Origin of the sequence: Streptomyces sp. NPDC056480, assembly GCF_042795405.1 — a bacterium.
Taxonomy (GTDB): domain Bacteria; phylum Actinomycetota; class Actinomycetes; order Streptomycetales; family Streptomycetaceae; genus Streptomyces.
This window is the reverse complement of the sequence record NZ_JBHTSA010000017.1, coordinates 26,491-52,018: the sequence shown is the minus strand read 5'-3', so window position 1 is coordinate 52,018 and position 25,528 is coordinate 26,491. Positions and strand designations below refer to the sequence as shown.

Annotated in this window: 27 protein-coding genes; 10 read left to right on the top strand and 17 right to left on the bottom strand. The window is 73.0% G+C overall.

From position 1 onward, the window contains the following. Positions 1-85: 85 nt before the first annotated feature. A complete protein-coding gene (locus tag ACFQ79_RS10695; RefSeq protein ID WP_383581233.1) occupies positions 86-676 on the top strand; it encodes a TetR/AcrR family transcriptional regulator in 591 nt (196 codons plus the stop codon). Between the two features lie 259 nt (positions 677-935). Then, positions 936-2,093 carry an agmatine deiminase family protein gene (locus ACFQ79_RS10690; RefSeq protein WP_383581231.1) on the top strand — a complete coding sequence of 386 codons (1,158 nt, stop codon included), beginning with the start codon at positions 936-938 and terminating at the stop codon, positions 2,091-2,093. Positions 2,094-2,294: 201 nt separating this feature from the next. On the opposite strand, the gene ACFQ79_RS10685 is transcribed toward ACFQ79_RS10690, so the two are convergent. Genes ACFQ79_RS10685 through ACFQ79_RS10670 form a run of 4 tightly spaced genes read right to left on the bottom strand, consistent with a single transcriptional unit; the run spans position 2,295 to position 7,759 of the window. Further along, complete coding sequence (locus ACFQ79_RS10685; protein WP_383581229.1) at positions 2,295-3,344, bottom strand: NlpC/P60 family protein; 1,050 nt, start codon at positions 3,342-3,344, stop codon at positions 2,295-2,297. Next, entirely contained in the window at positions 3,337-3,819 is a 483-nt protein-coding gene (locus tag ACFQ79_RS10680) for a poly-gamma-glutamate biosynthesis protein PgsC/CapC (protein WP_073901999.1), read from the bottom strand. The genes ACFQ79_RS10685 and ACFQ79_RS10680 overlap by 8 nt, the downstream gene beginning before the upstream one ends. Then, positions 3,816-5,366: a poly-gamma-glutamate synthase PgsB gene (gene pgsB / locus ACFQ79_RS10675; protein WP_383581227.1), complete on the bottom strand. Its 1,551-nt coding sequence runs from the start codon at positions 5,364-5,366 to the stop codon at positions 3,816-3,818. Before pgsB ends, ACFQ79_RS10680 begins: the two co-directional genes overlap by 4 nt. A 5-nt stretch (positions 5,367-5,371) precedes the next feature. After that, positions 5,372-7,759 (bottom strand): HAMP domain-containing protein, encoded by a 2,388-nt coding sequence (locus ACFQ79_RS10670; RefSeq protein WP_383581225.1) that lies wholly within the window; start codon positions 7,757-7,759, stop codon positions 5,372-5,374. Positions 7,760-7,793: 34 nt separating this feature from the next. Between ACFQ79_RS10670 and ACFQ79_RS10665 the strand changes: the two genes are divergently transcribed. After that, entirely contained in the window at positions 7,794-8,852 is a 1,059-nt protein-coding gene (locus tag ACFQ79_RS10665; protein ID WP_383581223.1) for a hypothetical protein, read from the top strand. A 158-nt stretch (positions 8,853-9,010) separates the two neighbouring features. On the opposite strand, the gene ACFQ79_RS10660 is transcribed toward ACFQ79_RS10665, so the two are convergent. Beyond that, a complete protein-coding gene (locus ACFQ79_RS10660; protein WP_383581220.1) occupies positions 9,011-10,165 on the bottom strand; it encodes an agmatine deiminase family protein in 1,155 nt (384 codons plus the stop codon). Positions 10,166-10,432: 267 nt separating this feature from the next. Here ACFQ79_RS10660 and ACFQ79_RS10655 point away from each other — a divergent pair, with 267 nt between their 5' ends. From ACFQ79_RS10655 to ACFQ79_RS10645, 3 genes are read left to right on the top strand one after another with little or no spacing between them, the layout of a single operon-like run. After that, the gene (locus ACFQ79_RS10655) at positions 10,433-11,107 is read left to right on the top strand and encodes a TetR/AcrR family transcriptional regulator (RefSeq protein WP_383581217.1); all 675 of its coding nucleotides are present in this window, start codon (positions 10,433-10,435) and stop codon (positions 11,105-11,107) included. A gap of 37 nt (positions 11,108-11,144) precedes the next feature. Continuing rightward, positions 11,145-11,603 (top strand): group II truncated hemoglobin, encoded by a 459-nt coding sequence (locus ACFQ79_RS10650; protein WP_318206663.1) that lies wholly within the window; start codon positions 11,145-11,147, stop codon positions 11,601-11,603. Positions 11,604-11,631: 28 nt separating this feature from the next. Further along, positions 11,632-12,405: an adenosylcobinamide amidohydrolase gene (locus ACFQ79_RS10645; protein WP_383581215.1), complete on the top strand. Its 774-nt coding sequence runs from the start codon at positions 11,632-11,634 to the stop codon at positions 12,403-12,405. A gap of 91 nt (positions 12,406-12,496) precedes the next feature. Here ACFQ79_RS10645 and ACFQ79_RS10640 read toward each other — a convergent pair whose 3' ends face one another. From ACFQ79_RS10640 to ACFQ79_RS10610, 7 genes are all read right to left on the bottom strand, one after another. Then, positions 12,497-13,144: an alpha/beta fold hydrolase gene (locus tag ACFQ79_RS10640; RefSeq protein ID WP_383581333.1), complete on the bottom strand. Its 648-nt coding sequence runs from the start codon at positions 13,142-13,144 to the stop codon at positions 12,497-12,499. A 232-nt stretch (positions 13,145-13,376) separates the two neighbouring features. Further along, positions 13,377-14,153 carry a DUF6230 family protein gene (locus ACFQ79_RS10635; RefSeq protein ID WP_383581213.1) on the bottom strand — a complete coding sequence of 259 codons (777 nt, stop codon included), beginning with the start codon at positions 14,151-14,153 and terminating at the stop codon, positions 13,377-13,379. Further along, complete coding sequence (locus tag ACFQ79_RS10630; protein ID WP_383581211.1) at positions 14,150-14,782, bottom strand: hypothetical protein; 633 nt, start codon at positions 14,780-14,782, stop codon at positions 14,150-14,152. Before ACFQ79_RS10630 ends, ACFQ79_RS10635 begins: the two co-directional genes overlap by 4 nt. Then, a complete protein-coding gene (locus ACFQ79_RS10625; protein ID WP_383581209.1) occupies positions 14,779-15,174 on the bottom strand; it encodes a DUF6114 domain-containing protein in 396 nt (131 codons plus the stop codon). Before ACFQ79_RS10625 ends, ACFQ79_RS10630 begins: the two co-directional genes overlap by 4 nt. Beyond that, positions 15,168-15,953: a DUF6230 family protein gene (locus tag ACFQ79_RS10620; RefSeq protein WP_383581207.1), complete on the bottom strand. Its 786-nt coding sequence runs from the start codon at positions 15,951-15,953 to the stop codon at positions 15,168-15,170. The genes ACFQ79_RS10625 and ACFQ79_RS10620 overlap by 7 nt, the downstream gene beginning before the upstream one ends. Beyond that, positions 15,950-16,453, bottom strand: a complete 504-nt coding sequence (locus tag ACFQ79_RS10615) for a DUF6114 domain-containing protein (RefSeq protein WP_383581204.1) — start codon at positions 16,451-16,453, stop codon at positions 15,950-15,952. The genes ACFQ79_RS10620 and ACFQ79_RS10615 overlap by 4 nt, the downstream gene beginning before the upstream one ends. A gap of 106 nt (positions 16,454-16,559) precedes the next feature. Further along, positions 16,560-17,240 (bottom strand): cholesterol esterase, encoded by a 681-nt coding sequence (locus ACFQ79_RS10610; RefSeq protein WP_383581202.1) that lies wholly within the window; start codon positions 17,238-17,240, stop codon positions 16,560-16,562. A gap of 196 nt (positions 17,241-17,436) precedes the next feature. Between ACFQ79_RS10610 and ACFQ79_RS10605 the strand changes: the two genes are divergently transcribed. Further along, positions 17,437-18,057, top strand: coding sequence for a TetR family transcriptional regulator (locus ACFQ79_RS10605; protein WP_383581199.1), 621 nt, complete (start codon positions 17,437-17,439; stop codon positions 18,055-18,057). Between the two features lie 14 nt (positions 18,058-18,071). Here ACFQ79_RS10605 and lepB read toward each other — a convergent pair whose 3' ends face one another. After that, complete coding sequence (gene lepB / locus ACFQ79_RS10600) at positions 18,072-18,680, bottom strand: signal peptidase I (protein ID WP_383581197.1); 609 nt, start codon at positions 18,678-18,680, stop codon at positions 18,072-18,074. Positions 18,681-18,807: 127 nt separating this feature from the next. Continuing rightward, a complete protein-coding gene (locus ACFQ79_RS10595) occupies positions 18,808-19,902 on the bottom strand; it encodes an AraC family transcriptional regulator (protein ID WP_383581195.1) in 1,095 nt (364 codons plus the stop codon). A 187-nt stretch (positions 19,903-20,089) separates the two neighbouring features. Between ACFQ79_RS10595 and ACFQ79_RS10590 the strand changes: the two genes are divergently transcribed. Further along, entirely contained in the window at positions 20,090-20,491 is a 402-nt protein-coding gene (locus tag ACFQ79_RS10590) for a Rieske (2Fe-2S) protein (RefSeq protein WP_383581193.1), read from the top strand. On the opposite strand, the gene ACFQ79_RS10585 is transcribed toward ACFQ79_RS10590, so the two are convergent. Then, on the bottom strand, positions 20,478-21,266 hold the full coding sequence (locus ACFQ79_RS10585; protein ID WP_383581190.1) for a cysteine hydrolase: 789 nt from the start codon (positions 21,264-21,266) through the stop codon (positions 20,478-20,480). The genes ACFQ79_RS10590 and ACFQ79_RS10585 overlap by 14 nt on opposite strands. A gap of 78 nt (positions 21,267-21,344) precedes the next feature. Here ACFQ79_RS10585 and ACFQ79_RS10580 point away from each other — a divergent pair, with 78 nt between their 5' ends. Beyond that, on the top strand, positions 21,345-21,812 hold the full coding sequence (locus tag ACFQ79_RS10580) for a pyridoxamine 5'-phosphate oxidase family protein (RefSeq protein ID WP_383581188.1): 468 nt from the start codon (positions 21,345-21,347) through the stop codon (positions 21,810-21,812). Between the two features lie 8 nt (positions 21,813-21,820). Here the strand turns inward: ACFQ79_RS10580 and ACFQ79_RS10575 are convergent, their stop codons facing one another. Continuing rightward, entirely contained in the window at positions 21,821-22,723 is a 903-nt protein-coding gene (locus tag ACFQ79_RS10575) for a LysR substrate-binding domain-containing protein (RefSeq protein WP_383581186.1), read from the bottom strand. Positions 22,724-22,797: 74 nt separating this feature from the next. Between ACFQ79_RS10575 and ACFQ79_RS10570 the strand changes: the two genes are divergently transcribed. After that, positions 22,798-23,940, top strand: coding sequence for a DMT family transporter (locus ACFQ79_RS10570; protein ID WP_383581184.1), 1,143 nt, complete (start codon positions 22,798-22,800; stop codon positions 23,938-23,940). 234 nt (positions 23,941-24,174) lie between these two features. Here the strand turns inward: ACFQ79_RS10570 and ACFQ79_RS10565 are convergent, their stop codons facing one another. Further along, entirely contained in the window at positions 24,175-25,509 is a 1,335-nt protein-coding gene (locus ACFQ79_RS10565) for an aminotransferase class I/II-fold pyridoxal phosphate-dependent enzyme (protein WP_383581182.1), read from the bottom strand. Positions 25,510-25,528 lie beyond the last annotated feature (19 nt).

Sequence of the window (25,528 nt, the reverse complement as noted above, 5' to 3'; positions counted from 1 at the left end):
ATCGTGCCCTTAACTAAAGTTTCAGTCAATATGAGAGGATGGCGGGCCATGACCGACGATGCCTGACGCACGGAAGGACCACAGGGTGACGGACCGCAGAACGGCGATCCTGGAAGCGGCCGCCCGCACCATAGCCCGACGAGGAGTACGCGGACTCCGCACGGAGGAGCTGGCGACCGAGGCCGGGGTGTCGACCGCACTGGTCTACTACCACTTCAAGGACCGGGCCGGCATCCTGCGGCACACGCTCGAGTTCATCACCCACCGGGCGAAGCAGCACTCCCTGGCGCCGCAGGGCACCGATGACCCCCTGGACCCGAGGGAACTCCTCGCGATGGCCCTCCAGCTGGAGTTCCAGGACCTCCCCGAGGTGCGCGAGAACACCACGGCCTGGGGCGAGCTGCGCGCCAGCGCGATCTTCGAGCCCGATCTCCGCGAGGTGCTCGCCACGGCGAGCGCGGCCTGGGTCCGGCACGTCGCCGGACTCCTCACCCTCGCACGGCCGACCGCGAGCACGGCCGAGCTGGCCGCCTCCGCCGAGCGCCTGACCGCGCTGCGCGAAGGACTCGACGCGCGTCGACTGAGCGGCGTCCTGCGCCCGGACCACGCCCGTGAGCTGCTGGGCGAGGCGATCGAGGTGGAACTCGCGCACCTGACGGCGCACGCGCGACCGTGACCGGCCGACCCCGCCCCCACCTCCGCACACCAGCGCCGCACACCAGCGCCGCCCACCCCGATCGAGAGATTTGACTGAAATTCCAGTCAGTGCGACAGTGCTTGACATGAGGCCGTCACCGCCATCGCGGTGACGCGCGTACGCGGTGCGGATGATGCACCCTCTGAAGCAGGACTCGTGTGACGACCCTGCCGTCTCTCCCCGTGCCCCCGCCGCGGCCGGATGCCTCCGTCTTGCCAGTCCACGATCGGAGTCCACGATGACCTTTCTCCCCTCCCGACGCTCCGCCCTCCGCTCCTTCGCCGGGATCAGCGCGCTCGTCCTCGGCGCTTCCGCGTGCGGTCCCGCGGACCCCGGTGTGTCCGCCGCCGCCGGCGGCGCGAGGCCGGACGGCGGACACGGCGGAGGGCGCCGGCTGGGCGCCGAGTGGGAGAGCCACACCCGCACCTTCATGTCCTGGCCGGCCCTGGAGTCGGTCTGGATGGAGGACCTGCCCTACGTACGGAAGGACATCGCGCGGATCGCGCGGGAGGTCGCGGAGTACGAGGAGGTCGTCATGATGGCCAGGCCCGCGCAGCTGAAGGCGGCGCAGCGTGCGTGCGGATCCCTGGTGGAGGTCGTCCCGCTGGACGTCGACGACCTGTGGGCCCGCGACACCGTGCCGGTCTTCGTCGAGGAGGAGGGCAAGGTCGTCGGCGTCGACCTCAACTTCAACGGCTGGGGCAACAAGCAGGAGCACGGGAACGACGCCCTGGTCGGCGAGACCCTGCTCGCGAAGTACCGGATCCCCCGCGTCGAGGCACCCCTCGTCGCCGAGGGCGGCTCCTTCGAGACCGACGGCGAGGGCACCCTGCTCATCACCGAGAGCTCGATCGTCAACGACAACCGCAACCGGGGGAAGACCCGGGACCAGATCGAGGACGAGCTCATCGAGACCCTCGGGGTGAAGAAGGTGGTCTGGCTGGCGGGCGTCCGCGGCGAGGACATCACCGACGCGCACGTGGACAGCCTCGTCCGCTTCGTCGCCCCGGGTGTGGTCCTCCTGGACCAGGCGTTCCCCGGCACTCCCCCGGACTCCTGGTCCCGCTCCGCCGACCAGGCCCGCTCGGTCCTGGAGAAGGCGACCGACGCGCGCGGCCGGCGCTTCGAGATCATCGACCTGCCGCAGCCCGACCTCGACCGGATCACCGGCGAGGGCGACGACTTCGTGTCCACCTACGCCAACTTCTACATCGCCAACGACGCCGTCTTCCTGCCCAAGTTCGGCGACCGGAAGGCCGACAACCGCGCCAAGGGCATCCTCCAGGAGCACTTCCCCCAGCGCGACATCGTGATGGTCCCGATCGACACCATCGCCTCCGGCGGGGGCGGGATCCACTGCTCCACCCACGACCAGCCGGGCAAGCCCGCCGCCTGACACGCGCGGCACCACGCAAGCCGCGCGGCCACACGGCCACACGGCCACACCCGAGACGACGGCACCGCCGACCGCACCGACCACACCGACCGCCTCGGCCCTCTCCGGGCCGGGGCGGTCGGTGCGTTGGCGTTCGCGTCGGCGTTGGCGTGCGCGTGCGCGTGCGCGTTCGCGTTCGAGTTCGTGTTCGCGTTCCACCGGCTACAGGCGCTTGGCGCTCCGCAGCCCCTTCGCGTAGAAGCCGTCGCCGTCGAGCCGGGCGGTGCCGCCCAGGTCGCCGAAGGTGGGACCGTCGGCCTCCTCACGGCTGGAGACGAAGCGGGGCTTCCCGTCGGTGTCGAGGCCCATGTACATGCCGACGTGGTCGAGGCGCGGCCCCGTACGGGCATCGATCTCGAAGAACACCAGGTCACCCGGCTGGAGCTTGCCGAGTGAGCCGGGGCGCCGTCCGGTGAGCGCCAGGACGTCCACGCCCACCTTGCCGCGGGCCATGCCGTCGGACGTACGGGACAGCCCGTCGCCCTGGTCGTCGCTCGGGGCGAGCGGGAAGCGCGCCCGGTAGCCGAGGACCAGGCGCATGAAGCCGGAGCAGTCGACGGCGCGGAGGCGGGCCTTGTCGGGCTGGACCGCGGTGCCGTCGCGGAAGGTGTACGGGATGCCGAGGTAGTCGTAGAAGTCCGACTCCTCCAGGCGCTTGTCGCCGTTCGGGTCAGGGTTGACCGGCCCGAAGCCCGCGTCACCGGCGAAGGCGATCCCTCGTGCGTCCTTCTTGACCTTCGCCGCGTCCAGGTACTCCTGGGCGAAGGCCAGCACGTCGGGCTCGGTGCTGGTACGTGCGGCCGCGAACCAGTCGGTGAACCAGCGTGCCTTCTCCGCCCCCTGCTTCCAGGGCTGCGGAAGGAGGCGCACCCAGCGGTCCGTGACCACCTTCGCCGGGGTGAAGCGCCGCTCGGCGAACGTACGGACGGGCCCGGCCAGCACCGCCGTACGGGCGCCGTCGGTGAAGCTCGCCATCACCGCGCCGTCGCCGCTCCGGACCACCGTGCGGTCCGGGTCGCGGAGCCGCTCGTAGGTCGGCCCGCCGCGGGACGTCCGTGCGGCGCCCCCGTCCGCCAGTTCCGGCGGCTGGGGCGGCGTCCTGGCCTCGTTCAGCTCTCCGGTCAGATACAGGGACGTGCCGAGCAGGCCGGCGACGGCCACCGCCGCGAGCGCACCGCGCGTACGGCGGCGGCGAAGGGTCGTGTCAGGCACCGGGCATCACTCCGAGCAGGATTCCGGCCGTCAGCACCACATAGGTGGCGAGTGCGACGGCACTGGTGGCGAGCAGGGTGGCTCCCCGGGGCTGCCGGACGAGCTGGTAGGCGATCAGGCCGGGCACGATGAACCCGAGGGTCTGCGTGCCGTAGAGCATCGGGAACTCCCTGCGCAGCAGCACGTACACCGTGGCCTGCAGCAGCACCCCCATCAGCACGACCGCGGCGAACAGACGCTTGCCGTAGAGGATGACGACCTTCTGGAGCAGCACCGATCCGGTGTACGTGGCGGCGGTGACGCCCAGGACCATGGCGGCGAGCCGCAGGTCCTGCACCAGGGTGAGCGCGAGCCAGCCGGGGGTGATCATGCCGCCGGGCGAGAGGTTGGTGGTCAGGTAGCAGACGAGTGAGAACAGAAGCCCGAGGGCGATGCCGAGAGCGGCTGTCTCCGGAGTGAGGACGGCGGGGATCAACGGGGCTCTCCTGTGGGGTTCCAGTGGTCGTGGTGCAAGTCCGGATACGGGTACGGGTACTGATACGAGTCCTGCTGCTGGTCCTGATACCGGTCCCGGTACGGGTCCTGATGCGCGTACGTGTCGGCCTCGTATACGGGCAGGACGTGCGTGTCCTGGCCGGGGAGGACGTGCGTGTCCTGGCCGGGCAGGACGTGCGTGTCCTGGCCGGGCAGGACGTGCGTGTCCTGGCCGGGGAGGACGTGCGTGTCCTGGCCGGGCACGCACACGGGCCCCGCCCACTCGCCCGCCTGTTCCGCGGGCCGTGCGACCGGTACGTCGTCCAGCCGTTCGTCCAGCCGTTCGTCCGAGCGTTCGTCCGGCCGTTCGTCCGGCGGCAGCTCCGCCAGTTCCTCCAGGAGCAGTTCGCCCTGGCCGTGTATGTTGCCGATGGCCACGAGCGAGGAGTGGGCACCGAGGTGTTCGACGATCCGGACCAGGACCTCTCGGGCGTCGCGGCGGTCTCCGCCCAGGTCGACCACACGGTCGCGCCACTCGGCGGGGATCGCGTCCGAGGCGCTCTTGGTGGGGTGTCCGATCAGGAACACCTGGTCCGGGGCGAGTCCCGGGACGATCTGGCCCATCTGGCCGTTGCGTTCGACGCGGTCGGGACGGCAGTTGATCAGGACGTTCAACGGCCGGTGGATCGCCCCGAGTTCGAGCAGCTGGTTGATGTTCATCAGAGTGGACTCGGGGTCGTTGGCCGCGAAGACGTTCGCGAAGCGCAGCCGCTTGCCGCCGGGTGCCTCGTAGCGCTCCACCGACAGGACACCGGGGTCCGGGGGCGCGTCGTACATGCCCCGCAGGGCCGTCTGCCGTTCCACGCCGAGCAGTTCGGCGACCTTGAGCGCGATGGCCACGTTCTCCTTGAAGGTGAACCAGCTGAATCCGCGCAGTTCCTCGTCGCTGACCGTCTCCGGGTCGACCGGAACCAGCGTGCAGCGCCGCCGGTCCGCCTCCTCCTGGAGGATGTCCAGCCGGTCGCGTTCGGCGGTGACACAGATGCCGTCGTAGGGCATGGAGCGGCACAGGGAGCGCGCCACGTCGTCCAGCGTCGGTCCCATCTCCTCCAGATGGTCCTCCCGTACGTTGCACAGGACGCCGATCGTGGAGCGGATGAGCTTGGTCTGGTTGACCTCCTGGAGCGCCGGCATCACGGCCATGCACTCGATGACCAGCGCGTCGGGCCGGTAGGCGGCGGCCCTGCGCACGATGCCGACCTGTTCGACGACGTTGGCGATGCCGAACTTGCGGTAGACCGGCTCCTCCGTGGCGTCCGGGTGGATGAAGCGGGCCGCCGTCCCCGTCGTCTTCGCGACGGTGACGAGACCGCCGCCGCGCAGGGCGCCCGCGCACAGCCGGGTGATGGAGCTCTTCCCGCGGATGCCGTTGACGAGGACCCGGGTCGGGATGGACTCCAGGCTCGCGCAGTGCCTCCGCTGCTCGACGACGCCCGCGACGAGCAGCACCGTGCTCGACACCAACAGGACCAGGTAGAGATAGAGCACGACCGTCAGTTCCTTCCGTGGGGGGTGCGGATGCGCGTGCGTGGCTCCTCGTGGATCTGCTGCCTGATCAGCTCCATCGTGCGCATCACGGCGCCGACCTCGTCGTGGTGCTGCGGGAACAGCACCGTGCGCCGGTCGCCGTCGGCGAGGTTCTCGGCATGGGCGGCCAGGGAGCGCAGGGGGCGTACGACGACGATGTACAGCCAGCCGAGGCATGCCACGGCCGCGGCGCTGCCGAGCAGGCCGGCGAGCATGGTGCGGCGCTGGGCGACGTACTCGGGGAGCGTCGTCCAGGTGCCGGGCTGGGCGCTCACCACCTGCCAGTCCAGCTCCCGGGTGGCGCCGGTGCCCTTGAGCGGTGCCGCGGCGGTGATCACCGTCGGCTCGCCGCGCACCACCCGCGAGCGGGACCGGTGCGCGCGTGCCGCCTCCTGGGTCAGCCGGTCGAGGTCGTGGCCGGAGAGACGGTCGAAGGCGAGGAAGCCCTCCCGGCCGTCGGCGGCGATGATCCGCCGCCCGGAGTCGACGAGGTGGACGCGGCCCATGCCGGGCCTGCTGACCAGGGTCACCAGGAAGCGCGGCCAGAACTCGCCGACGACGGTGACGTCCTTCTGCCCGGGGACCGCCGCGTAGGCCGCGATCACGGGCTCCTTGCCGGAGGTGTTGACCTGGACGACCCGGCCGGCCCGGTCGTCGGCGGCCGGGTCGCCTCCGCCTTCGTGGTTGCCGGACTGACCCTTTCCGGCCTTGTCCTCGCCGGTCGCCTCCCCTCCGCCCGGGTTCCCTCCGCCCGGGTTCTCTGCGGCCCGGTCCCTCAGTGCCTGGACCCTGCCGACCGCCGATTCCTGCGGGACCTCGCCGGAGCGGGCCGTCACCGTGCCGTTCCTGAGGACGTACAGGGACCGGTAGCGCTTGCTCTCCTCCCGCATGCGCTCCAGGGCCTCGCCGACCTCGTTCGGGTCGAGGTCGCCGACCGTCTGCGCAGTGGCCGCGAGATCCGCGTACCCCTCGCCGAGTGCCTTGCGCACCCGCGCCGCGATCGTGTCCGTCCGCAGCTGCTGGTCCGCCACCAGTCGCCGCGGCACCGAGACCGTGCTGTCCCCCCGCTGGACCAGGAAGAGCAACGGGACCGACCACAGCAGGACGAGCACGGCGCAGAGCGCGAGGACGAATCCCGCACCGACGCGGCGGCGGGCCGGCCCGGGCGGTACGTCGTGCGGTGCGCCGAGCAGACGGAGCCGCAGCCGCTCCAGCGCGAGGCCGATCCGCGCGCCCTCGCCGAAGCGGGGCACCGCCACGCCTCGGGCCAGGTCGCCGCCGGCGAGCCGGCGGCCCTCCAGGTAGAGCCTCAGCAAGGGGCGCTGCAGGAAGAGGTACAGCAGCAGGGAGATCAGCAGGGCGATGGCGATGAGCAGCCCGGCGCAGGCCAGTCCGAAGATCTGGGTGCTCAGTGCGACCGGGCTGTCGTCGACGCGTACCGCGGTCGCCACGGTCAGCCCGAGGGCCTGGGCGGGGGTGGCCCGCTCGTGGTCGGCGGCTGCGATCGCCCCGTAGCCGGTGGCGATCCGGTCGCCGCCGTGCACCACCGCGCGCGAGCCGCCGGGGGCCCTGCCGGTGCCGTCGTCCTGGGCGTTCGCGATCGGGCCGCCCGCGGTCAGGAGCGCCTTCCGTGCCTGCGCGGGGCCGTTCGCGGCCAGCACCGCGCCGTCCGGGCCGAACACGGCCGTCGCCCGTGAGTCGCCGCTCGGGGAGGTCGGCACCGACAGGGTGCTCGAGGTCACCAGGAGGCGTGGGCCCGCACCGGGCCGCGCGGCGAGGGACGCGAAGACCAGGACGCGGGTCTCGCCGGTGCCGAGCCGGACCAGCTTGGGCTGGATGACGCCGTCGACGGTCCTGCGTTCGCCGGTCGCGTTCAGCGGGATCGTCTCGCCGCCGGCCGCGAGCAGGGTGCCGCGGGCCGGGTCGATCACGGCCTTGCCTCGCCATTTGTCGTAGGCGGCGTCGAGTCCGTCGAGGATCTGCGCGTCGGAACGGTCGCCCGCCGTGCCGAAGGAGCGCGCGGCGCGCCGCAGGTCGGTGACGCTCTCGTCGAGCGAGGCGCGCAGCGACAGCGCTCCGTCCTCGGCGATGCGCTCCTGGGCGGTCAGCACCGCGCTGTCGACGGTGGCCCGCTCCTGGTCGCGCAGGAGGACGACGGTGGTGGCGGCCACGGCGAGCAGGACGACGAGCAGGGCGGCTATCGGCGGGCGGACGCCTCCGAGCAGGGGCATGTCGGCGCGGCGCCGGGTCTTGTGCCGCCGCCGCGAGCGGCGTGGCGCGACGCGGAGAGGGGGCCCGGATGCGTGACGCGGGTGGCGTCCTGTTGAATCGGCGGTCATGCGGTCTTCGTTCATCTCCGGATCAGCTCCTCGGCCAGGCGTGTGTGCCGTGCACCGCGACCTGCGGACCGTGGTCCGCTCCGCGGCGGCCGCCCGGCTTCCTTTCGCCGCGGCGCTCGCGGCCCTGCTGGTCGTCGTCCTGCTCGGTGCGACCGGCTGCTCCGGCGGCCCGAACGGCTCCGGGGGCGCGTCGGCGACGCCGCGGCCCTCCGGGTCCGGGGCGTCGGCCGAGAAGGTCGTGGACCTCAGGAGCCGGATCGCCGCATTCACCGGGCAGCTCTCCGCGGACGGCGGCTACCGGGGGCCGGACCTCGCGCAGCGCCGTGCGGTGGCGGACGGCGTCCGCCTCACGCTCGACGGCGAGCTGTCCTCGGCGAGGAAGCGGCTGGCCGCGGTCGGCTGGACCGTGCGCACGCTGCGGGACCGGAACCACGGCCGCGAGTTCGCCGAGCTGGCCGACGAGGACGCGGGCGTGGCCCGGAAGCGCGGCTGGGGGCGTGTGTACGTGAGCCTGGGCGGCGGGCGGCCGCGCTGGACCGTGCAGGCACCCCATCCGGTCGCCGATCTGCACAGCGAGCGGCTCGCCGTCGACACGCTTCTCTCGGCGCCCCGCGGCGTCCTGGTCCTGGCGGGTGCGCACCGCGACGCGGGCGCGGGAGACGGCGCGGACGTCGCGCACCGCGAGGACACCGTGTTCGACGCGGTCTGCGACATGCTCGCCGGGCAGGGGCTGCCGGCGCTGCAGGTGCACGGTTTCGCCGACGACTCGCTGCCGGGCAGGGACGTGGTGGTCTCCACCGGCCGCGGGGACGCGGCACGGCGGCAGGCGGAACTGCTCGCGAACGCCCTCGATCTGCGCGGACTGACGGTGTGCCGCGCCGCCCGCGAGGAGTGCGGTGGTCTGGAGGGCCGCACGAACGTCCAGGGCGTACGGGCCGACGCGCTGCGCGTGCCGTTCCTGCACGTCGAGTTCAGCCGCTCGGTGCGCGGCGGCAGGGAGTCGGCCGAGGACGCGGTGGGCGCACTCGGTGAGGTGGCACGGTCCTGGACCGAGGGTCCGGCCCCGGACGGTCCGGTCCCGGGCGCTTCTTCCGCTCCCGTGCCCTGAACTCCCGCGTCTGCGCCCGCCGTGCTCGCTGTGGTTCCTGTACGGCGACTGAGGGGTGTGCACCGTGTTGCCTTTCAAGAGGTGGCTGTCGCCACGTGTGCGACGCGCCGGTCGCCGAGGGTGTCGGCGACCGGCGCGTCTCCTGTCGGAGCGTCAGGTCAGGCTGCCGGCGGTACGACCGGCTGCGACTGGGTGGCGCAGTGGATGCCGCCGCCACCGCTCGCGATGTTGTCGATGTTGAGCTGCACGACGTTCCGCCCGGGGTACGCGGCCTGCAGAATCGCGTAGGCGACCCCGTCGGCGTAGCCGTCGCCGAACTGCGGTACGAGGACAGCCCCGTTGGCGGTGTAGTAGTTGGTGTAGCTGGACAGGAAGTCGTTGCCCCGGCCGCGGATGTACCGCCGGTCCGGGCCGGGCAGTTCGGTGATGGTCAGCCGCCTGCCCTGTGCGTCGGTCGCGCCCTGCAGGATCCGCTTGGTCTCCTGGTAGACGGCGACCCACTTGCTGTCGACGCCGGGGCCCGGCTTGTCGAGGATGACCTGCCCCGGTGCCGTGAAGCGGGCCAGGCAGTCGATGTGGGAGTCGGTGATGTCCTGGCCGGCCAGGCCCGGTACCCAGATGACCTTGTCGACGCCGAGCACGGACTTCATGCCCTGCTCGATCTGGTCCTGGCTCATGCCCGGGTTCCGGTTGCTGTTGACGAGCGAACTGACCGTGGCCATCAGGGTGCCCGCGCCGTCGGTCTCCAGTGACCCGCCCTCGCCCACGAACGGTGCCTGGATGCGGTCGACCCCGTACCGACCGAGCAGGGTCGCGGCGGCGGCGGCATCGTTCGCGTAGGGCTGGGCGTACGACGTGCCGGTCTTGCCCCAGCCGTTGAAGTTGGTGTCCACGCCCGCCACGGCGCCCGGAGCGACGACGAAGGTGGGGCCGAAGTCGCGGATCCACAGATCGTCGTTGGCGATCTCGACGACCTCGATGCCGTAGTAGGCACCGCTCCCGCAGGTGTACCGGGCGTCGGCGGCCTGGTCGGGGCGGGCGAGCATGACGACCGGCTCGTACCGGGATATCTCGTGCGCGACGGTGGCGATGTCCCGGCGCACCGCGCCGAGGTGACTGGACCAGACCGACGACAGTGCGGGCCAGGCCATGAAGGTGCGCACGTGCTGGTCGGTCTCGGCGGGCATCCGCAGAGTGGCGCCCGAGGGGGCCGTCGCCGCCCGGGCGACCGTCGGCAGCGCCGCCCCGAGAGCGACGAGCGGCAGGGCGGCGGCGCCGAACCGGAGCAGTCGGCGACGTGTGGTGACTGGCATGTCCATGGAACTCCCTGGATGAGGGGGCGGGTGGATGCCCGGCCATCCTGGACCGAACTGAAAATTCAGTCAAATGTCGGTCGGGTCGGCGACTACGACCCGACAGGCAAGCGACAGCACGCCACGGGGGCGCTTCAACAGCGAACTCCGAGCGGGACACCACACCTCGGACCCCCGTGCTCGACCCCTCTCACTCACCCTCTCCTCGAACCCAACTAAAGATTCAGTCAGCATGAGATACTCCGAGTGACGACAAGGAGGCACGACGTGGCCACAGACCGCCGAACGGCGATCCTGGAGGGGGCCGCCCGAGTCATCGCGCGGCGCGGGGTCCGCGGACTGCGGGTGGAGGAACTGGCGGTCGAGGCCGGGGTGTCCACCGCGCTGATCTACTACCACTTCAAGGACCGGGCGGGCATCCTGCGCCACACGCTGGAGTTCATCAGCGACCGCGCCGATCGGTACACCGCGGCGGACGAGGGGGCCGCCGAGGACTTCGACGCCCACCAGGAGCTGGAGCGGTCGCTGCTGCTGGAGTTCCAGGACCTTCCCGAGGTACGGGAGAACAGCACGGCGTGGGGCGAACTGCGGGCCAGCGCGGTCTTCGACCCGGAGCTGCGCACCGAGCTCGCCCGAGCCGGCCTGACCTGGGTCCACGACGTCGCGGCACTGCTGGCCGAGGTCTGCCCCGCCGTTCCCGCGCCGACGCTCACGGCGACCGCGGAGCGCATGACCGCCCTCACGGAGGGACTCAGCACCCGCTGGCTGAGCGGCGCGCTGCCCCTGGACCGCGCCCGCGACCTGATGCGGGCGGCCATCTCCGTGGAGCTGAGGCACCTGAGCCGCCGCTGGCCGCCGGAGACCTGGGAAACCGGCGGACCCGAGGGGATCACCACGCCCCGCCGAGAGCGAACATCCTTGGATCCGGGCCACGTTGTGTGAAAGCTGGGAGGACACACCCCGGACCCGGAGGCCCGCCATGACCGCCGAGCACACGAACACCCTGTACGAGGCCGTGGGCGGCGCCGACGCGCTGCGCCGGCTCTCCGAGACGTTCTACGAGGGGGTCCTGGCCGACCCCCTCCTCGCCCCCGTCTTCGCCGACTTCACCGCCGCCCATGTGGAGCACGTCGCCGTCTGGCTGGCCGAGGTGTTCTCGGGCCCCGCCGAGTTCACGGCGGAACTCGGCGGGCACCAGGCCCTGCTCCGCGCCCATCTCGGGCTCGGCATCACGGAGGAACAGCGGCTTCGCTGGATGGAGTTGATGACGGCGGCCGTGGAGAAGGAGCTGCCGGACGACGCCCTGCTGCGCCGCCGGGTGGTGGAGTACTTCGACTGGGGCACGCGCATCGCCAAGGACGTCTCCGCCTCCGCGCCCGGCACGGACCTCGGCGAACCCGGACCCACACCGCGCTGGGGCTGGGACGGCCTCGCGTGATCCACGAGGCACCCCCTAGGGTGCGGGGGTGCCTACGCGAACCCTCCTGACCAGCACTTCTCTCGCCGACGCGGCTCTGCTCACCCACAGGGAGCAGGGCCGTGACCGGCCTCTCCTGGTGTGGGCGCCGGGTCCGGGAGTCCGCATGGTGTCGAGCGCGGTGCTCGGCGGCGGCATCGGCGAGCGGGAGTGGGTGATCAACGCCCAGGTGCCGCCCGGCTACGACCGGCTCGATCCCGTCGCCCACCTCCGCGACCTGGCCGCCGGGGCGGGGCTCACCGGCCCGGGGGTGGGCCTGATGACGGCCGCCTCGGTCGCGGACCGGTGCCACGCCGAGGACGGCGGTGTACGGGCGGTGGTCACCGCGGGGATAGGCGTAAGGGGCTGGGCCGCGGCACCGGGCGTCGGTGGCCTCACGGTCCCCCGCCCCGGCACGATCAACATCATCGTGTCGCTGCCGGTCCCCCTCACGGACGCGGCCCTGGTGAACGCGGTGGCCACCGCCACCGAGGCGAAGGTGCAGGCCCTGGTGGAACTCGGCGCGGACGCCTCGGGCACACCGACGGACGCGGTCTGCGTGGCGGCCCCGATGCCCACCGGCCCCCGCGCCGCCCCCGACCCCCGCGCCGACAACGGCACCACCGGTCCCAGCACGCGCGCCGCCACCAGCACCAGCACCAGCACCAGCACCAGCACCGAAGCCCAGCCCTTCGCCGGCCCGCGCTCCCTGTGGGGCGCCCGCCTGGCCCGCTCGGTTCACGCAGCGACGCGCGCGGCGTGCGCGGGCCTGATCGCCTCCTAGGGTCCAGCCTGCTCGCGGCGTACGCCGCGAGCGGCACCGCGCCGGCGTCCACGGCGTTCCGGCGACCATCAGCTCGGCGAGCCGGCGCCCCTCACCCGTGCGACAGCAGCGCCGCCGTGAGTTCGGCCGCACGCCGGTGCCACAGGTGGGCGCCCCGCAGCATCGCGTGACCGCCCGTCGGCATCGGGATGCCCGCCGCGTCGGCGCCCGCGGCGCGGGCCCTGCGGACGAAGTCCCAGGACGCGCGGGCCGAGGTCACGCGGTCGCTCTCGTCGTGCAGCAGATAGAGGCGCCGGCCGCCCAGGTGGTCGACGGGCTCGTCGGTGGGGCACCAGGGCGCCAGGGCGACGACACCGCGGACGGTGGGGTCTCCCGCGGCGGCGAGGGCCGCGCGGCCGCCCATCGAGTGGCCGACGAGCACGACGGGGACGGGCCCGGCCTGTTCCCGGAGGCGTACGAGCGCGCTCTCGGCGTCCCTGGCGGCGTCGGCGCTCTCCCCGTTCCAGCCCCGGTGGCGGTAGCGCACCTCGGCGATCAGCACGTCCCGGCCCCGGACGGCCCGGCTCACGGCGGCGGCGAAGGGCCGCATGCGCAGCGCGGGCAGGTTGAGGGCGGGCGGCGGCTCGGGTCCGTCGGCCCGGCCGCCGTGGAGCAGCAGCACGGCCGCGGTGGGCACGGCGGGCGCGCTGCGGACGACGAACGCGCCGGGATCGGCACGCCGGGTCGGGCAGAGGGTCATCGGGCGCTCGCCCCGCTCCCGGGCCGGTGCGGTGGCCGACGGGGCCGTCCGCTCGTGCGGACCGCCGGCTGTCCGGGCTGCTGCGCCATGGTGGGCCTCCAGGAGTCGCTTGCCGCTTCCCCGGTGGAGCGGTCCGCTCACGGCACGGGGGAGACGACGGTGAGGCCCGCAGTCTGCCAGGTCGCACGGCCCGTCAGATACGGACCCCGGCGGACGGGGGACGGTCCAGGAGTCACGGGGTGCCCGGTGTCCCGGTGGGCGCCGCCGGGGCGGGGCAGGCGACGGTGCCGGGCCGTACGGAGAGCTTGAGCCTCGGCGTGGTGAGGAGGCCCGGGATCTGGAAGTCCTGGGCGGTGCCGACGATCCGGTCGAACTTGGCGTACCGCGCCTGGATCCCGAAGCGGTGCTGCGGACTGTTCAGCGGGTTCACGACGTACGCCCCGCTCGTGTCCTTGACGGTCTTCACGTCGGCGCCGTTGGTGTTGAGGTCGACGATGCCGTCCATGTCGAGGACCCCGGTGGCGTTCCGCAGGTCGAGGACGGTGTTCTTCGTCCTGATCTCCCAGGAGCCCGGGTCGTCGTCGCCGAGGGTGAGGAGCAGCGTGTACGTGGCTCCCGCGATCTCCTGCCGCCGGCTCAGGCAGAGGCCGTTGAGCATCCCGTCCGCGAACCCCATGCGGAGGACCCGTACGGTGCCGGTCGAGCCGTCGGGCCGTACGACGGTCTGGTCGACGACTGCGGCGCCGTACTGCGTGCCGTACAGGCTGCTGGTGGTGAAGTCGACGGGCCGGTCCTGGATCTGGAGGCCGACGGCGAGCGCGCCGCTCGCCATCGCGGAGCCGAGGCCGCCGGCCGCCAGGAGCGCGGGCACGGCGACGGCGAGGGACCGGCGCCAGTGGGTGCGCCCTTCCGGGCCACGACTCGCAGTGCGGCCCCCGTGGCGCTCGGGGCTCACGTCGGGCCGGGGGCCCGCATCCGGCTCGGGGCTCACATCGGGCTCGGGGCTCATGGCATGGTCACCGTGATGGTTCCGGGAAGGTGGACGGGGTTGTCGGTGGAGTCGAGAGCCGCGTGGTCGTCGACCGTACGGATCGCGTAGACGTCTCCGACGAAGTCCTCGGCCCCCGCGGTGAGCGGGATGAGGGAGCCGAAGAAGTCGAGGAGTCCCTGCACTCCGCAGATCTTGACGAGCACGCGGACGCAGACGTTGGAGATGCTGCCCCACATCGTGGTCGTCTCGGGCCTGCCCGCGCTGTCGTAGCCGCCGAGGGAACCCTCGTCGGGGACGTCGATGGTGACGGTGTGACCCGCCGCCCGCTGCGTCACGTTCATGTGCGAGCGGATCTTCAACTTGGTGAAGGTGTACCGGTTGGTGACCCGTGTCGTGCCGTCGGAGAGCCGGATGGTGACGTTCTTCTCGACGGTCATCGAGACGGCGACCATGCTGGCGATGGTGACGTGGAGCGGGTCCGGGGAGGGCAGGAAGGGCACGCCCATCGGCTCGACGGCGGCCGTCGCCCCGGCGGCGCGGCTCGGCTGACCGGACCAGAGGGCGGTGACGACGGCGAGGACGAGCGCGGCGGTGACGGCGACGGCCTTGCGCCGCACCCCGGCGGACGGCATCGCGTGGCCCCTCATCCCTCCGCCTCCACCGCCGCCCGGCGGCGGGGCCGTTTGACGCCCCAGCCCACCGTCATGGAACCGCCGAGGACGCCGAAGGCCATGCCGAGCAGGAAGCCGCCGAGGTTGGAGACGACGAGCGAGACGACCGCGAGGACCGCGCCGATGAGCCCGAAGGTGTAGCGCTGGCCGGGCAGCGCCAGCGGGATGAGGCCGCACAGGATCATCCCGCCGCCCACGAGGTATCCGGCCACTCCCCCGAAGCCCGTGCTGACGATCAGCTGCAGGGAGCTGAGGGAGAACTTGAGGACCGTCCAGCCCCCGGCGACCAGCCACACGCCGCCCCAGAACGGCCGCGTGCGGCGGAAGGCCCGGAACCACGCGTGCGCGTGCGCCAGCCGGCTCAGCATGTCGTCGCCGATCCCGCGACGACCCTGATCTTCAGGTCGGGCAGCACGAGCGCACCCGCCATCTCGGCGTCGTAGGCCGTGGCGTGGAGTCCGTGCAGCCTGATGGAGCTGCCGCCCTCGCCCCCCGCCGAGCCCAGCCCGAACCCGCCGGGCAGCGCGCCGGTGAGCGGCTTGCCGGCGACGGTGACCTGGTCGGCGGACTGGCCGAGCACCGCGTTCTGGAGGGTGGTCGGTCCGTACGCCTGGAGTTCGGTGGCCTGGATGTAGAGGTTCGAGGCGTCGATGTCGGTGCTGAAGGTGGCCGGCGGGGTGGCCGTCACCTTCTGGCCGCCCGTCAGGAGCAGTGAGTACGGGACTCCCGCGATGGTCTGGTGGACGATCCCGCAGAGTCCGGCGAGCCCGGCGCTGGCGAAACCGACGCGCGCCATCGCGGTGTTGGTGGTCGTGCTGCCGTCCGGGCGCCCGACGGCGGGGGTGTTGACGATGGCGCCGAAGCCACTGCCCTCGACGCCGTTGGACGTCAGGGTGAACGGCTGCCCCGCGACACTGAAGTTGGCGGCGAGCGCGCCCTGCGCGAGCGCGGTGCCGATGGCGCCGATGACGAGGGCGGAGGGGACGAGGGCGAGCACGCCGCGCCCCCAGCGGGTGCCGCGCCGGGTGCCGTCGGCGGCCTCGGCGAGCATCCGGGCGTTCCAGTCGGCGGCGGCCCGGGTTCCGGCGGTACGCATCCGGGTGAGGGCAGGGGCGAGGCGGCGGGTGCTGAACGGGTTCCGCGTCATGCCGATCCGCTCCCCACGGATGCGCCACCCGTCCTCGTCCGCCGGAGAAGACCGCGGCTCCGCTTGGCGGGCTTCTCGGGGAGCCAGGCGAAGGCCATGGACCCGCCGAGGACGGACAGGGCCATTCCGACGAAGAGTCCGCCGAGGTTCGACAGAGGAAACGAGGCGACCCCCGCGATCACCGCGATGACGCCGGCGGTGTGGCGCTGGCCGGGCAGCAGCAGCATGAGGAGGGCCATCGCCATGAGGACGACGCCGCCGGCCATGCCCGCGATCCCCCCGACGCCGACCTGGAGGATCTTCCCGAGCGGTGCCATCGGCAGGAAGAAGATGACGAATCCGCCGAGCGCGGTCCAGACCGTCGCCCAGAACGGCCGGGTGCGACGCCAGCGCCGGAAGGCCGCGCGGGCCCCGCGGGACCGCGGGACCGGGCCGGCGGAGCCCGGCGGGACGGGCGCCTCGGGACCGGGGGCCGGCTCGGGCGGTGGATCGACGGTCATGGGGGCCTCGCAGAGGGGAGTCGGGGGTGGGAGCCGGAGCCCGTGCCCCGAGGGGGACGGGCTCCGGCCGGTGGTGACGGGCCGTACGGGTGCGGGTCCTGTCGGCTCAGCAGCCCTTGTCGCCGTGGGCGATGCCGATGGCGAGGTCCGGCAGGGTGATCGCGCCGGAGATGGTGGCGCCGTTGGCGTCGGCGTTGAGGTTCTTGATGTCGGTACGGCCGCCGGTGGCGTCGAGGCCGAACTGGCCCGGGGTGCCGTCGGTGATGCCCGTGCCCTTGATCCCGGCGCCGTCGGCGGCTGCGCCGATGACGTTCGGGGTGGTGTCGCTCGCGTTGAGGGTGGCCGTGGCGGCCTTGAGCGACTGGGCGTCCAGGACCAGCTTGTTGGCCTGGAGTCCGCCGCCGGCGACGAGCTGGTCGCTGGTGAGCGGGGTCGCCGCCGCCGGCGACGAGATGTTGAGCGACCAGGTGCCGAGGCTGCCGATCACCGGGAGGTTGACGGACTGGACGGCGTGCACGCAGATGCCGTCGAGGCCGGCCTTGGCGATGCCGACCTCGGCGGCTCCCTTGGCCCCGCCCGCGTCGATGGTGTGCATGACCGCGCCGATGCCCTGCGGCGCCGCCACCGTCTTCGAGCTGAGGGTGAAGGGGACGCTGGTCAGCGAGAGGTTCGCGGCGAGCGCGCCCTGCACCATGGCGGTGGCCATGGCGGCGACGGCCGCCGTGGCGGGCACGGCGAGGAACGCGGATCTGCGCCAGCGGGTGACGCCTCTGGTCTCGTGCTGCATGTGATCTCCAACCGTCGTCCCGCACAAGCCGCGCGGGTGGGGATGTGAACTCAGCCGTGCGTCCCGCGGCCGGATGTGGCTGGTCGGAGACGAATGACACTTTGCGGCTGCTTGTTCGAGAATTGGACACTCTCTTGTGAAGTGTCAATGCTTCGGACCATCCTGGGAGGAATTCCCGCTGGACTAGGCTTGGCCGATGCCACGGTTCAGGGAGACGGTCCGGACACTGCTGCGCGAGCGCCTGCTGGACGCCGCGTACGAGGCGGTCGCGGACCGCGGCTTCGACAAGCTGCGGATGTCGCACCTGGCCGGCGCGGTCGGGGTCAGCCGCCAGACGCTCTACTCGGAGTTCCCCTCGAAGGAGGCGGTCGGCGAGGCCCTCTTCCAGCGCGAACTGGAGCGCTGCCTCGTCGGCATCCAGGCGGGTCTGGACGCCCACCGGGACGACCTGCGCGCGGCGGTCGAGGCCGCCGTCGGCTTCACGCTCACGCTGGCCGGCCGGAACCCGCTGATCAAGGCCATGCTGACGAGCACCGGCGAGGACGGCCTCCTCTCCTATCTGACGACCCGCTCGGCGGCGGCGTTCGACACCGCGACGGCGATGGCCGACGCGTACGTCACGGAGGCCTGGCCGACGGTCGACCCGGTGGCGCGCGAACTCGCCGTGGACGCGGCGGTCCGGCTCACGGCGAGCCACATCGTCCAGGCCGGTTCCTCGCCCGAGGAGTCGGCCCGGCGCGTCGCGGACACCGTGGTCCGGGTCGCCCTGAGCACGGGCACCGAGAAGCCACCGCCCGCGAGCGCGCACCCGGCCTGACCGGCAAGACGGCCCTAGGGACCCGGCCCCCGGTACTCCTCCAGAACCGGCCGGTTGCCGATGTCCGGGGACGCCGAGACCGGGAACGCCCGCACGCCGACCCGCCCCTCGATCCGCGCGATCTCGCCCCAGCCGTACGCCCGCGAGTCGTCCGAGAGATCGGGGTTGTCCCCCAGGTAGAAGAACGACCCCTCGGGTACGGTCCGCAGCTCGGACCGCGCCGACCGCGTCCCGTCCGGACCGCAGCACGCGCCCGTACGGTGGGCCTGCGCCGCCCACTGGGGCGCCGCCACCCGTCGCACCGGGCCCGCTCCCCCTTCCTGCACGAGCACCAAGAAGGGCTCGTCGGGCGTGGAGACGATGCCGACCCGGTCACCGGGCAGGCCGATCACCCGCTTGACCAGCAGGGTGTCCTTCCCGGTGGCCCGGAGCAACACCACGTCGAACCGGCGCGCCGTCCCCGCCGAGTCCGGCACCGCGAGGATCCGGTCCCCCTCGTGAAGGGTCGGCGCCATGCTCGTGCCGTCGACCCGTATGCCGAGGGCCGTCACGGCCACCACGGCGACGAGACAGAGCACCGCCCCGGCCCCGAGGACGGCACCGGCCGCCCGGCGCACCGTCATCGGGACCCGGTCCGGGCGCGGGGACGAGCGCGGCGGAGGTCCGGGGGCCGCACGGCCCCGGACCGGTCGTTTTCGGTCATGTCGGGACGGTAGGACGAGCGGCCGCCGGCGGCTGTGACCGTACCGCTCAGGGTTGTTGACCGGGGACGGTCGGTGCCGGAGGCGGCGCGGCCCGACCGTCACGGGCGCGCGCCCTGGCCTGGTAGGCCCGCGGCGTCTCGCCGGTCCAGCGCCGGAACGCCCGGTGGAACGCGCTGGGTTCGGAGAAGCCGAGCCGACGCGAGAGCCCCTCGATCGAGACCCTGCCGCCGGTCAGCTCCGCGAGGGCGTGGTCGCGCCGCACCTGGTCACGGAGCCGCTGGTACGTGGTCCCCTCGGCGGCCAGTTGGCGGCGCAGGGTCTGCGGGCTGACGGACAGCCGGTCGGCGAGCTCCTCGGGCGTCGGCACCGGCCCTGCGGGCAGGGACCGCCCGATGAGATGCCGCACCCGGCCGGTCACCGTACTGCCGTAGTCGGCACGGACGAGCACGTCGACGGGGGCGCGACGGAGGAAGACCTTGAGCGCGGCCGCGTCCCGCAGGACCGGTTCGTCGAGGTCCGCCCGGTCGAAGACGGCGGCTGTCCGCGGCGCGCCGAAGACGCAGGGCGCCCCGAACAGGAGGGCGTACTCGCGCGCGTGCCGGGGCTCCGGGTGGACGAACTCGACGCGGCGCAGGCCGATCCGGCGCCGGACGAGCCAGCCCGCGAAGCGGTGCGCGACGAGGACGGTGGACTCGGCACCGAAGTGGAGGGGGTCGTCGTACCCGGAGACGTCGAACTCCATCCGGGCCTCGTCGGCCTCGTCGGTCCAGGTGACGCCCGGCGCCGGTTCCACGAGGCGGAAGCGCGGGCCGCCCGGGAAGAGGGAGTAGAAGGTCCCGGCCCGCCGGAGCGCCTCGCGCAGGTCACGGCTGCCGTGGACCACGACATGGGCCATCATCGCGAAGGTCCCGACCTTGCTGGGCGCGCCCCCGAAGCCGATGAGTTCGTCGTCGAGGCTGGCCCAGAGCATTCTGACGAGCTGCCCGAACCGCTCCGCCGGAACCCGGGCCGACTCCCGTTCCGGGGCGCGGGGTTCCTCGGCGAGCGCCGGGGACAGGCCGGCTCGGGCGAGCAACGGTCCGGTGGCGATCCCGCGCCGCTCGGCGGCCAGCAGCACGGCTCGTACGTGATGGGCACTCACCGACCGCGCCAGCATGCCCGTCGCCCCCTCGGATGGACAGTTCACTCATAGGGTGTCCAGGATCAGACACTCTAGTCAGAACTGTAAGGAAGCGAACGCCCGATCCTGTGAACGGGACACAGCTCACAGACGTACCTTCTGGCAGGAGCACAACCGCACCGAAGGCACGAGGGAAGAGGGGCAGCACATGAGCGGAGTGGCACGCCGGACGGTCGTCGCGGCGGCGGGCGGCGCGGGCCTGGCAGCGGCACTCACCGCATGCGGGGGCGGCGGCACGAACGACAAGGGGGTGGCGGCGGAGGGCGAGACGCTCGCGTCGACCGCGGACATCCCGGTGGGCGGCGGGAAGGTCCTCGCCGACAAGGGCGTGGTCATCACCCAGCCGAAGGCGGGCGAGTTCAAGGCCTTCTCCTCGAAGTGCACCCACGCGGGCTGCGCCGTGAGCAGCGTCGAGGACGGCGTCATCGTCTGCCCGTGCCACCAGAGCCGGTTCGACGTGTCGGACGGCAGCGTGAAGTCCGGCCCGGCCGGCTCCCCCCTGCCGCCGACACCGATCCAGGTGGTCGGGGACGCGATCAGCTTCGGCTGACGGCACCCCCGGCGTTCCCGGCCTTCCCGGGCCTCCCGGCGCTGCCGGCCTTCCCGCTGCTGCCGGTGCTCCCGGTGCTGCCGGTGCCGCCGGCGGTTCCTCCGCCCGACGCGCTCCCCGTGCCCCCGGACCGCCGGGGGAACTTCCAGCAGGCGAGTATCTCGTCGGTCGTGGTGATCGTGGCGACGAGCGCGAGGGTGTGACGGATCATCGCGGGGGTGTAGTCGGCCGGCACCCCCGCGATGGCGTCCCCGGGCACCACCACGGTGTAGCCGAGGTTGACGGCGTCGAAGACGGCGTTGGGCACGGCCACGTTGGCGGAGACGCCGGTGACGATCAGGGTCCGGCAGCCGAGGTTGCGGAGCAGCGGATCGACATCGGTCCCCGCGAGCGGCGAGAGCCCGTGCAGCCGCCGGACGACGAGGTCCTCCTCGGCGACCTCGATCGGTTCGGCGATCCGCACCGCCGTGCTTCCGCTGTGCTGCTGTACGGGAAGGCGGGCGGCGGCCCGGAAGAGCCGGGCGTTGCTGTTGGCTCCCCGCCCGTCGGGGCGCCGTTCGGCGACGGCGTGGACGACCTGGACGTCCGCCTCGTGCGCGGCGGCCACCAGTCGGGCGACGTTCCGCAGCGCCCCCGACGCACGGGCGGCGGCGGCCAGTTCGGGCAGTGCGCTCTCCGGACCTACGACCCCCTGCTGACACTCGACGGTGAGCAGCACGACCCCGCCGTCCGGCCGGATCCGCTCCCCGAGCCGCTCTCTCGCCCTCTGCTCCATGGTCCCTCCCCTTGCACGCGCGCGATTGGCCCCCCATGCTTTCTGACGTCTCATCAGAAATCCAGAAGGGTGCGGACGATGACCGTCGCACAACGCCGTGGACGCCGGATCATGATGACCCCGGCGGAGCTCGACTCCTTCCTCGCGGAACAGCGCACCTGCCGGGTCGCGACCGTCTCCGCCGACGGCCGCCCGCACGTGAGCGCGCTCTGGTTCGCCTGGGACGGCTCCTCGCTCTGGCTGTACTCGCTGACCCGCAGCCGCCGTTGGGCGGAGCTGCGCGCCGACCCGAGGATCGCCGTCGTGGTGGACGACGGCGAGGAGTACGGCGAACTGCGCGGCGTGGAGCTTTCGGGCACCGTCACCTTCATCGGCGAGGCCCCGCGCACGGGCGAGCCGTGCCCCGAACTCGACGTGCCCGAGCAGCTCTTCGCCGCCAAGAACTTCGGCCTGGACGCGATGCCGCACGACGGCAGACACGCCTGGATGCGGCTGACACCGGACGCGATCGCGTCCTGGGACTTCCGCAAACTGGCGGGCCTCTGACCCTCGACTCAGCTCCCCAACGGCTCGGCCGCCGCCCGCAGCGCGCCGACGACCGCCCGCACGGAGGGCCGGCGGCCCGCGTCGGCGCGCCAGGTCGCGTAGATGTGGCGCCGCACCTGCTGCCGTACGGGCACGAAGACGACCCCTTCCGGCACGGGCCGCCCGAGCCGGGGCGTGACGCACACGCCGAGTCCCGCCGCCACGAGCGCCAGCTGCGTGTGGTGCTCCCCCGCCAGGTGACCGATCCGCGGCTCGATGCCCTGCGAGCGCAGCGTGAACATCAGCCAGTCGTGGCAGAACTCGCCCTCCGGCCAGGAGACCCACTCCTCGTCGGCGAAGTCCACCAGGTCCAACGCCTCACGCCCGGCCAGCCGGTGCCCGGCGGGCAGGGCCACGTCGGCGGAGTCGTCGAGCAGATGGGCGCGCTCGAGGCCGCCGGGCACGGGCGCCCGCTTGTTGCTCCAGTCCAGGACGAGCGCGAGATCCGCGTCGCCGCGCAGTACCGCGCGCACGCCGTTCTCCGGCTCCAGCTCCGTCGTACGGACCCGGAGGTCGGGATGGCCCTCGCGCAGGGCGGCGAGCGCGGCCGGGAAGAGGCCCCGGGCGGCCGTCGGGAAGGCGGCGACCCGCACCTCACCCACGACCTGGCCGCGCTGGGCCTCGATGTCGGCCTGGGCCATCTGGACCTGGGAGAGGATCCGGGCGGCGTGCTCGGCGAGCAGCTGCCCGGCGTCGGTGAGCCGCACCCCCCGGCCGTTCTTGGCGAGCAGCTGCTGGCCCACCTCGCGCTCCAGCTTGGACAGCTGCTGGGAGACGGCGGAGGTGGTGACGTGCAGTCCGTCGGCCGCCCCGCTGACCGAGCCGTGCCGGGCGACGGCGTCGAGGGTGCGCAGGCGCTCCAGATTCAACATGTAAGCGATACTAAGGGAAGGGGTCGAGGAATTCTCGCTTGTTCTAAGAGGTCGAGACGGTCACCCTGAGTGGCATGAGCCCCGCAGCCCCACCCACCGCATCCTCCGCCCCGTCCTCCGCCTCACGCCTGCTGGACTGGCGCGTCCGCTTCGGCGTACTGGCCCTGATCTGGGGTTTCAGCTTCGTCTTCATCAAGGTCGGCACGGAGGGCTTCGCACCCTTCCAGGTGACCTTCGGGCGACTCCTCTTCGGTACGGCGGTGCTCGCCGTCGCCCTGGTCGTGAAGCGCGACCGGCTGCCGCGCGGCGCCCGCGTCTGGGGCCATCTGACGGTCGCGGCCTTCCTCCTCAACGCGCTGCCGTTCTCCCTCTTCGCCTACGCCGAACTGACCATCCCGTCGACGCTCGCGGGCATCTGCAACGCGACGACCCCGCTGTGGGGCATGCTGCTCTCCCTCGTGGCGCTCTCCGAGGACCGCCCGACCCGGGTCCGCGCGGCGGGCCTGGGCATCGGCTTCATGGGCGTGCTCACGGTGCTCGGCGCGTGGCAGGGCTTCTCCGGCGTCGACGTGACGGGCACGGCCCTGGCCCTCCTCGCCTCGTTCAGCTACGCGGTCGGCTGGATCTACGTCCGCAGGACGCTGAGCGGCACGGGCGCCTCGAACCTCTCGCTCGCGGGCTCCCAGGTCGGCCTCGCCACGCTGCAACTTGCGGTCGTCACCCCGCTGTTCACCTCGCTCCCGAAGTCGGTGGAGGTGCTCCCGCTGCTCGCCGTGATCGCACTCGGCGCCCTCGGCACGGGGTACGCGATGCTGCTCCAGTACGGGGTGGTCGCGGAGGTCGGCCCGACGACGGCCGCGATGGTCACGTACTTCATCCCGGTGATCGCGACGGCGGCGGGGGTGGCGCTCCTGGACGAACAACTCACCTGGAACACCCCGGTAGGCGCCCTGATAGTCCTGGCCGGCGCAGCCCTCACCCAAACCCGCCCGTCCCGCCGCACGACCACACCTGTCGCAAGCAACGTGAACACAGCGACGCCCGCCGCCCAGCCCGTTGTGGGCATTCGTTCCTCCCCCAAGGACTTCGTCCAGGGGGGACCCCCAGGGTCGGAACGGGCAGGCACAACGGACGGCGCCGCCCACCCCGTTGTGGGCATTCGTTCCGCTGGGGCGGAACGGGTGGGCACAACGGACGGCGCCCCTTGCCGGGCCTAGGCTCCCTGCGCCTGAACCCGCACCACGAGGTGCGCCGCACTGTGGGTGCGGGTCCAGGCACAAGGAGCGGAGGCGCCGCCAGAGGGCGCCGTCCCGTGTGCCCACCCGTCCCGCCCTGGGGGTCCCCCCGGACGGAGTCTGAGGGAGGGACGATTGCCCACACGGCGGGTGACGATGGCGCAGCCACCCGCACAGGCACGGCCTCACCCCCACAAGCAAGGCCACGCCCACCCCTCACCCATAGCTCCGCGCCACCACCGGCCCCACCACCCCCGCCACCGCCTCCGCCAGCGCCTCGATCCCGCCCGCCTCGAGCCCCGACACCGTGACCCGCACCGCCGGCCCCGCCTCCATCCGGAACCGCGCCCCCGGCGCCACCGCCCACCCCGCGGCCACAAGACCCGCCACCGCCGCGGTCTCGTCGGGCACCGGCACCCACACGTTCATGCCACTGCGCCCGTGGGCCTCGACGCCCCGCCGGGCCAGGGCCCGTACGAGTCCGTCGCGCCGCTTCCCGTACGAGCGCGCGACGACCGCCGGGTCCACCGCGTCCGTGGCCCAGAGGTTCACGACGGCCCGCTGGAGGAGCCGGCTGACCCAGCCCGGCCCGAGCCGCTGCCGGCCGAGCACCCGGTCGACGGTCTCGGAGTCGCCGGTGAAGGCGGCGATCCGCAGGTCGGGGCCGTAGGCCTTGGCGACCGAGCGGATCAGCACCCAGTGGTCGCTGCCCCCGGCCAGCGGGTGGAGCGGCTGCGCGACGATCCCGTGCCCGTGGTCGTCCTCGATGAGCAGCACTCCGGGATGCCCGGCGAGCACGCGCCGCAGCTCCCCCGCGCGGGCCTCGGTGACACACGCGCCGGTCGGGTTCTGCGCCCGGTCCGTCACGATCACCGCCCGCGCCCCGTGCTGGGCGATCGCGCGCTCGACCGCATCGGGAAGCGGCCCCTCGTCGTCGACGGCCATCGGTACGGGCCGCAGCCCGAGCGCGGGCACCAGGTCGAGCAGGCTGCCCCAGCCCGGGTCCTCGACGGCGACGGCGTCGCCGGGCCTGAGGTGCACGGCGAGCACGCGCTCGACGGCGTCGAGCGACCCGGACGTGACGCCGACGGGCCCGTCCGGCACTCCGTCCGCGTCGAAGGCGGCGCGCGCGAGGCGCCCGAACTCCTCGTCGACGGGAGCCTCCGCGTACATGCCGGGCCGTTCGGCGTATCTCCGCGCGACCTCGGCGAAGGCCTCGCCGAGCGGGGGCAGCAGGGCGGGGTCGGGGTTGCCCTTGCCGACGTCCCTGACCCCGGCGGGTGCCTCGACCCGGATCGAGCCGCGCGCGGTCGTGGCGGGTCGCGGGCGCACCCGGCTGCCGCGCCGCCCGTCGGTCTCGATGACCCCGCGTTCCCGCAGGGTGCGGTAGGCGGCGGCGACGGTATTGGGATTCACACCGAGCACTGCGGCCAACTCCCGCATCGGGGGCAGGAGTTGTCCTGGCTCGAGAGCCCCGAGCCCCACTCCGCGCTCCACGCTCGCGGCGATGTCCGATGCGCGACGACCTTCGATCCGATACTCTCCTAGCACAAACGCAAGTATGCACTAG

What these genes read in the sequence shown, in the direction of transcription:
- ACFQ79_RS10660 (WP_383581220.1), bottom strand. Translation starts at nt 10,165, where the DNA reads ATGCCAGTCACCACACGTCGCCGACTGCTCCGGTTCGGCGCCGCCGCC.
- ACFQ79_RS10635 (WP_383581213.1), bottom strand. Translation starts at nt 14,153, where the DNA reads ATGAGCCCCGAGCCCGATGTGAGCCCCGAGCCGGATGCGGGCCCCCGG.
- ACFQ79_RS10570 (WP_383581184.1), top strand. Translation starts at nt 22,798, where the DNA reads ATGAGCCCCGCAGCCCCACCCACCGCATCCTCCGCCCCGTCCTCCGCC.
- ACFQ79_RS10640 (WP_383581333.1), bottom strand. Translation starts at nt 13,144, where the DNA reads ATGACCCTCTGCCCGACCCGGCGTGCCGATCCCGGCGCGTTCGTCGTC.
- ACFQ79_RS10580 (WP_383581188.1), top strand. Translation starts at nt 21,345, where the DNA reads ATGACCGTCGCACAACGCCGTGGACGCCGGATCATGATGACCCCGGCG.
- ACFQ79_RS10630 (WP_383581211.1), bottom strand. Translation starts at nt 14,782, where the DNA reads ATGAGGGGCCACGCGATGCCGTCCGCCGGGGTGCGGCGCAAGGCCGTC.
- ACFQ79_RS10615 (WP_383581204.1), bottom strand. Translation starts at nt 16,453, where the DNA reads ATGACCGTCGATCCACCGCCCGAGCCGGCCCCCGGTCCCGAGGCGCCC.
- ACFQ79_RS10605 (WP_383581199.1), top strand. Translation starts at nt 17,437, where the DNA reads ATGCCACGGTTCAGGGAGACGGTCCGGACACTGCTGCGCGAGCGCCTG.
- ACFQ79_RS10585 (WP_383581190.1), bottom strand. Translation starts at nt 21,266, where the DNA reads ATGGAGCAGAGGGCGAGAGAGCGGCTCGGGGAGCGGATCCGGCCGGAC.
- ACFQ79_RS10650 (WP_318206663.1), top strand. Translation starts at nt 11,145, where the DNA reads ATGACCGCCGAGCACACGAACACCCTGTACGAGGCCGTGGGCGGCGCC.
- ACFQ79_RS10610 (WP_383581202.1), bottom strand. Translation starts at nt 17,240, where the DNA reads ATGCAGCACGAGACCAGAGGCGTCACCCGCTGGCGCAGATCCGCGTTC.
- ACFQ79_RS10575 (WP_383581186.1), bottom strand. Translation starts at nt 22,723, where the DNA reads ATGTTGAATCTGGAGCGCCTGCGCACCCTCGACGCCGTCGCCCGGCAC.
- ACFQ79_RS10625 (WP_383581209.1), bottom strand. Translation starts at nt 15,174, where the DNA reads ATGCTGAGCCGGCTGGCGCACGCGCACGCGTGGTTCCGGGCCTTCCGC.
- ACFQ79_RS10690 (WP_383581231.1), top strand. Translation starts at nt 936, where the DNA reads ATGACCTTTCTCCCCTCCCGACGCTCCGCCCTCCGCTCCTTCGCCGGG.
- lepB (WP_383581197.1), bottom strand. Translation starts at nt 18,680, where the DNA reads ATGACGGTGCGCCGGGCGGCCGGTGCCGTCCTCGGGGCCGGGGCGGTG.
- ACFQ79_RS10590 (WP_383581193.1), top strand. Translation starts at nt 20,090, where the DNA reads ATGAGCGGAGTGGCACGCCGGACGGTCGTCGCGGCGGCGGGCGGCGCG.
- ACFQ79_RS10670 (WP_383581225.1), bottom strand. Translation starts at nt 7,759, where the DNA reads ATGAACGAAGACCGCATGACCGCCGATTCAACAGGACGCCACCCGCGT.
- ACFQ79_RS10620 (WP_383581207.1), bottom strand. Translation starts at nt 15,953, where the DNA reads ATGACGCGGAACCCGTTCAGCACCCGCCGCCTCGCCCCTGCCCTCACC.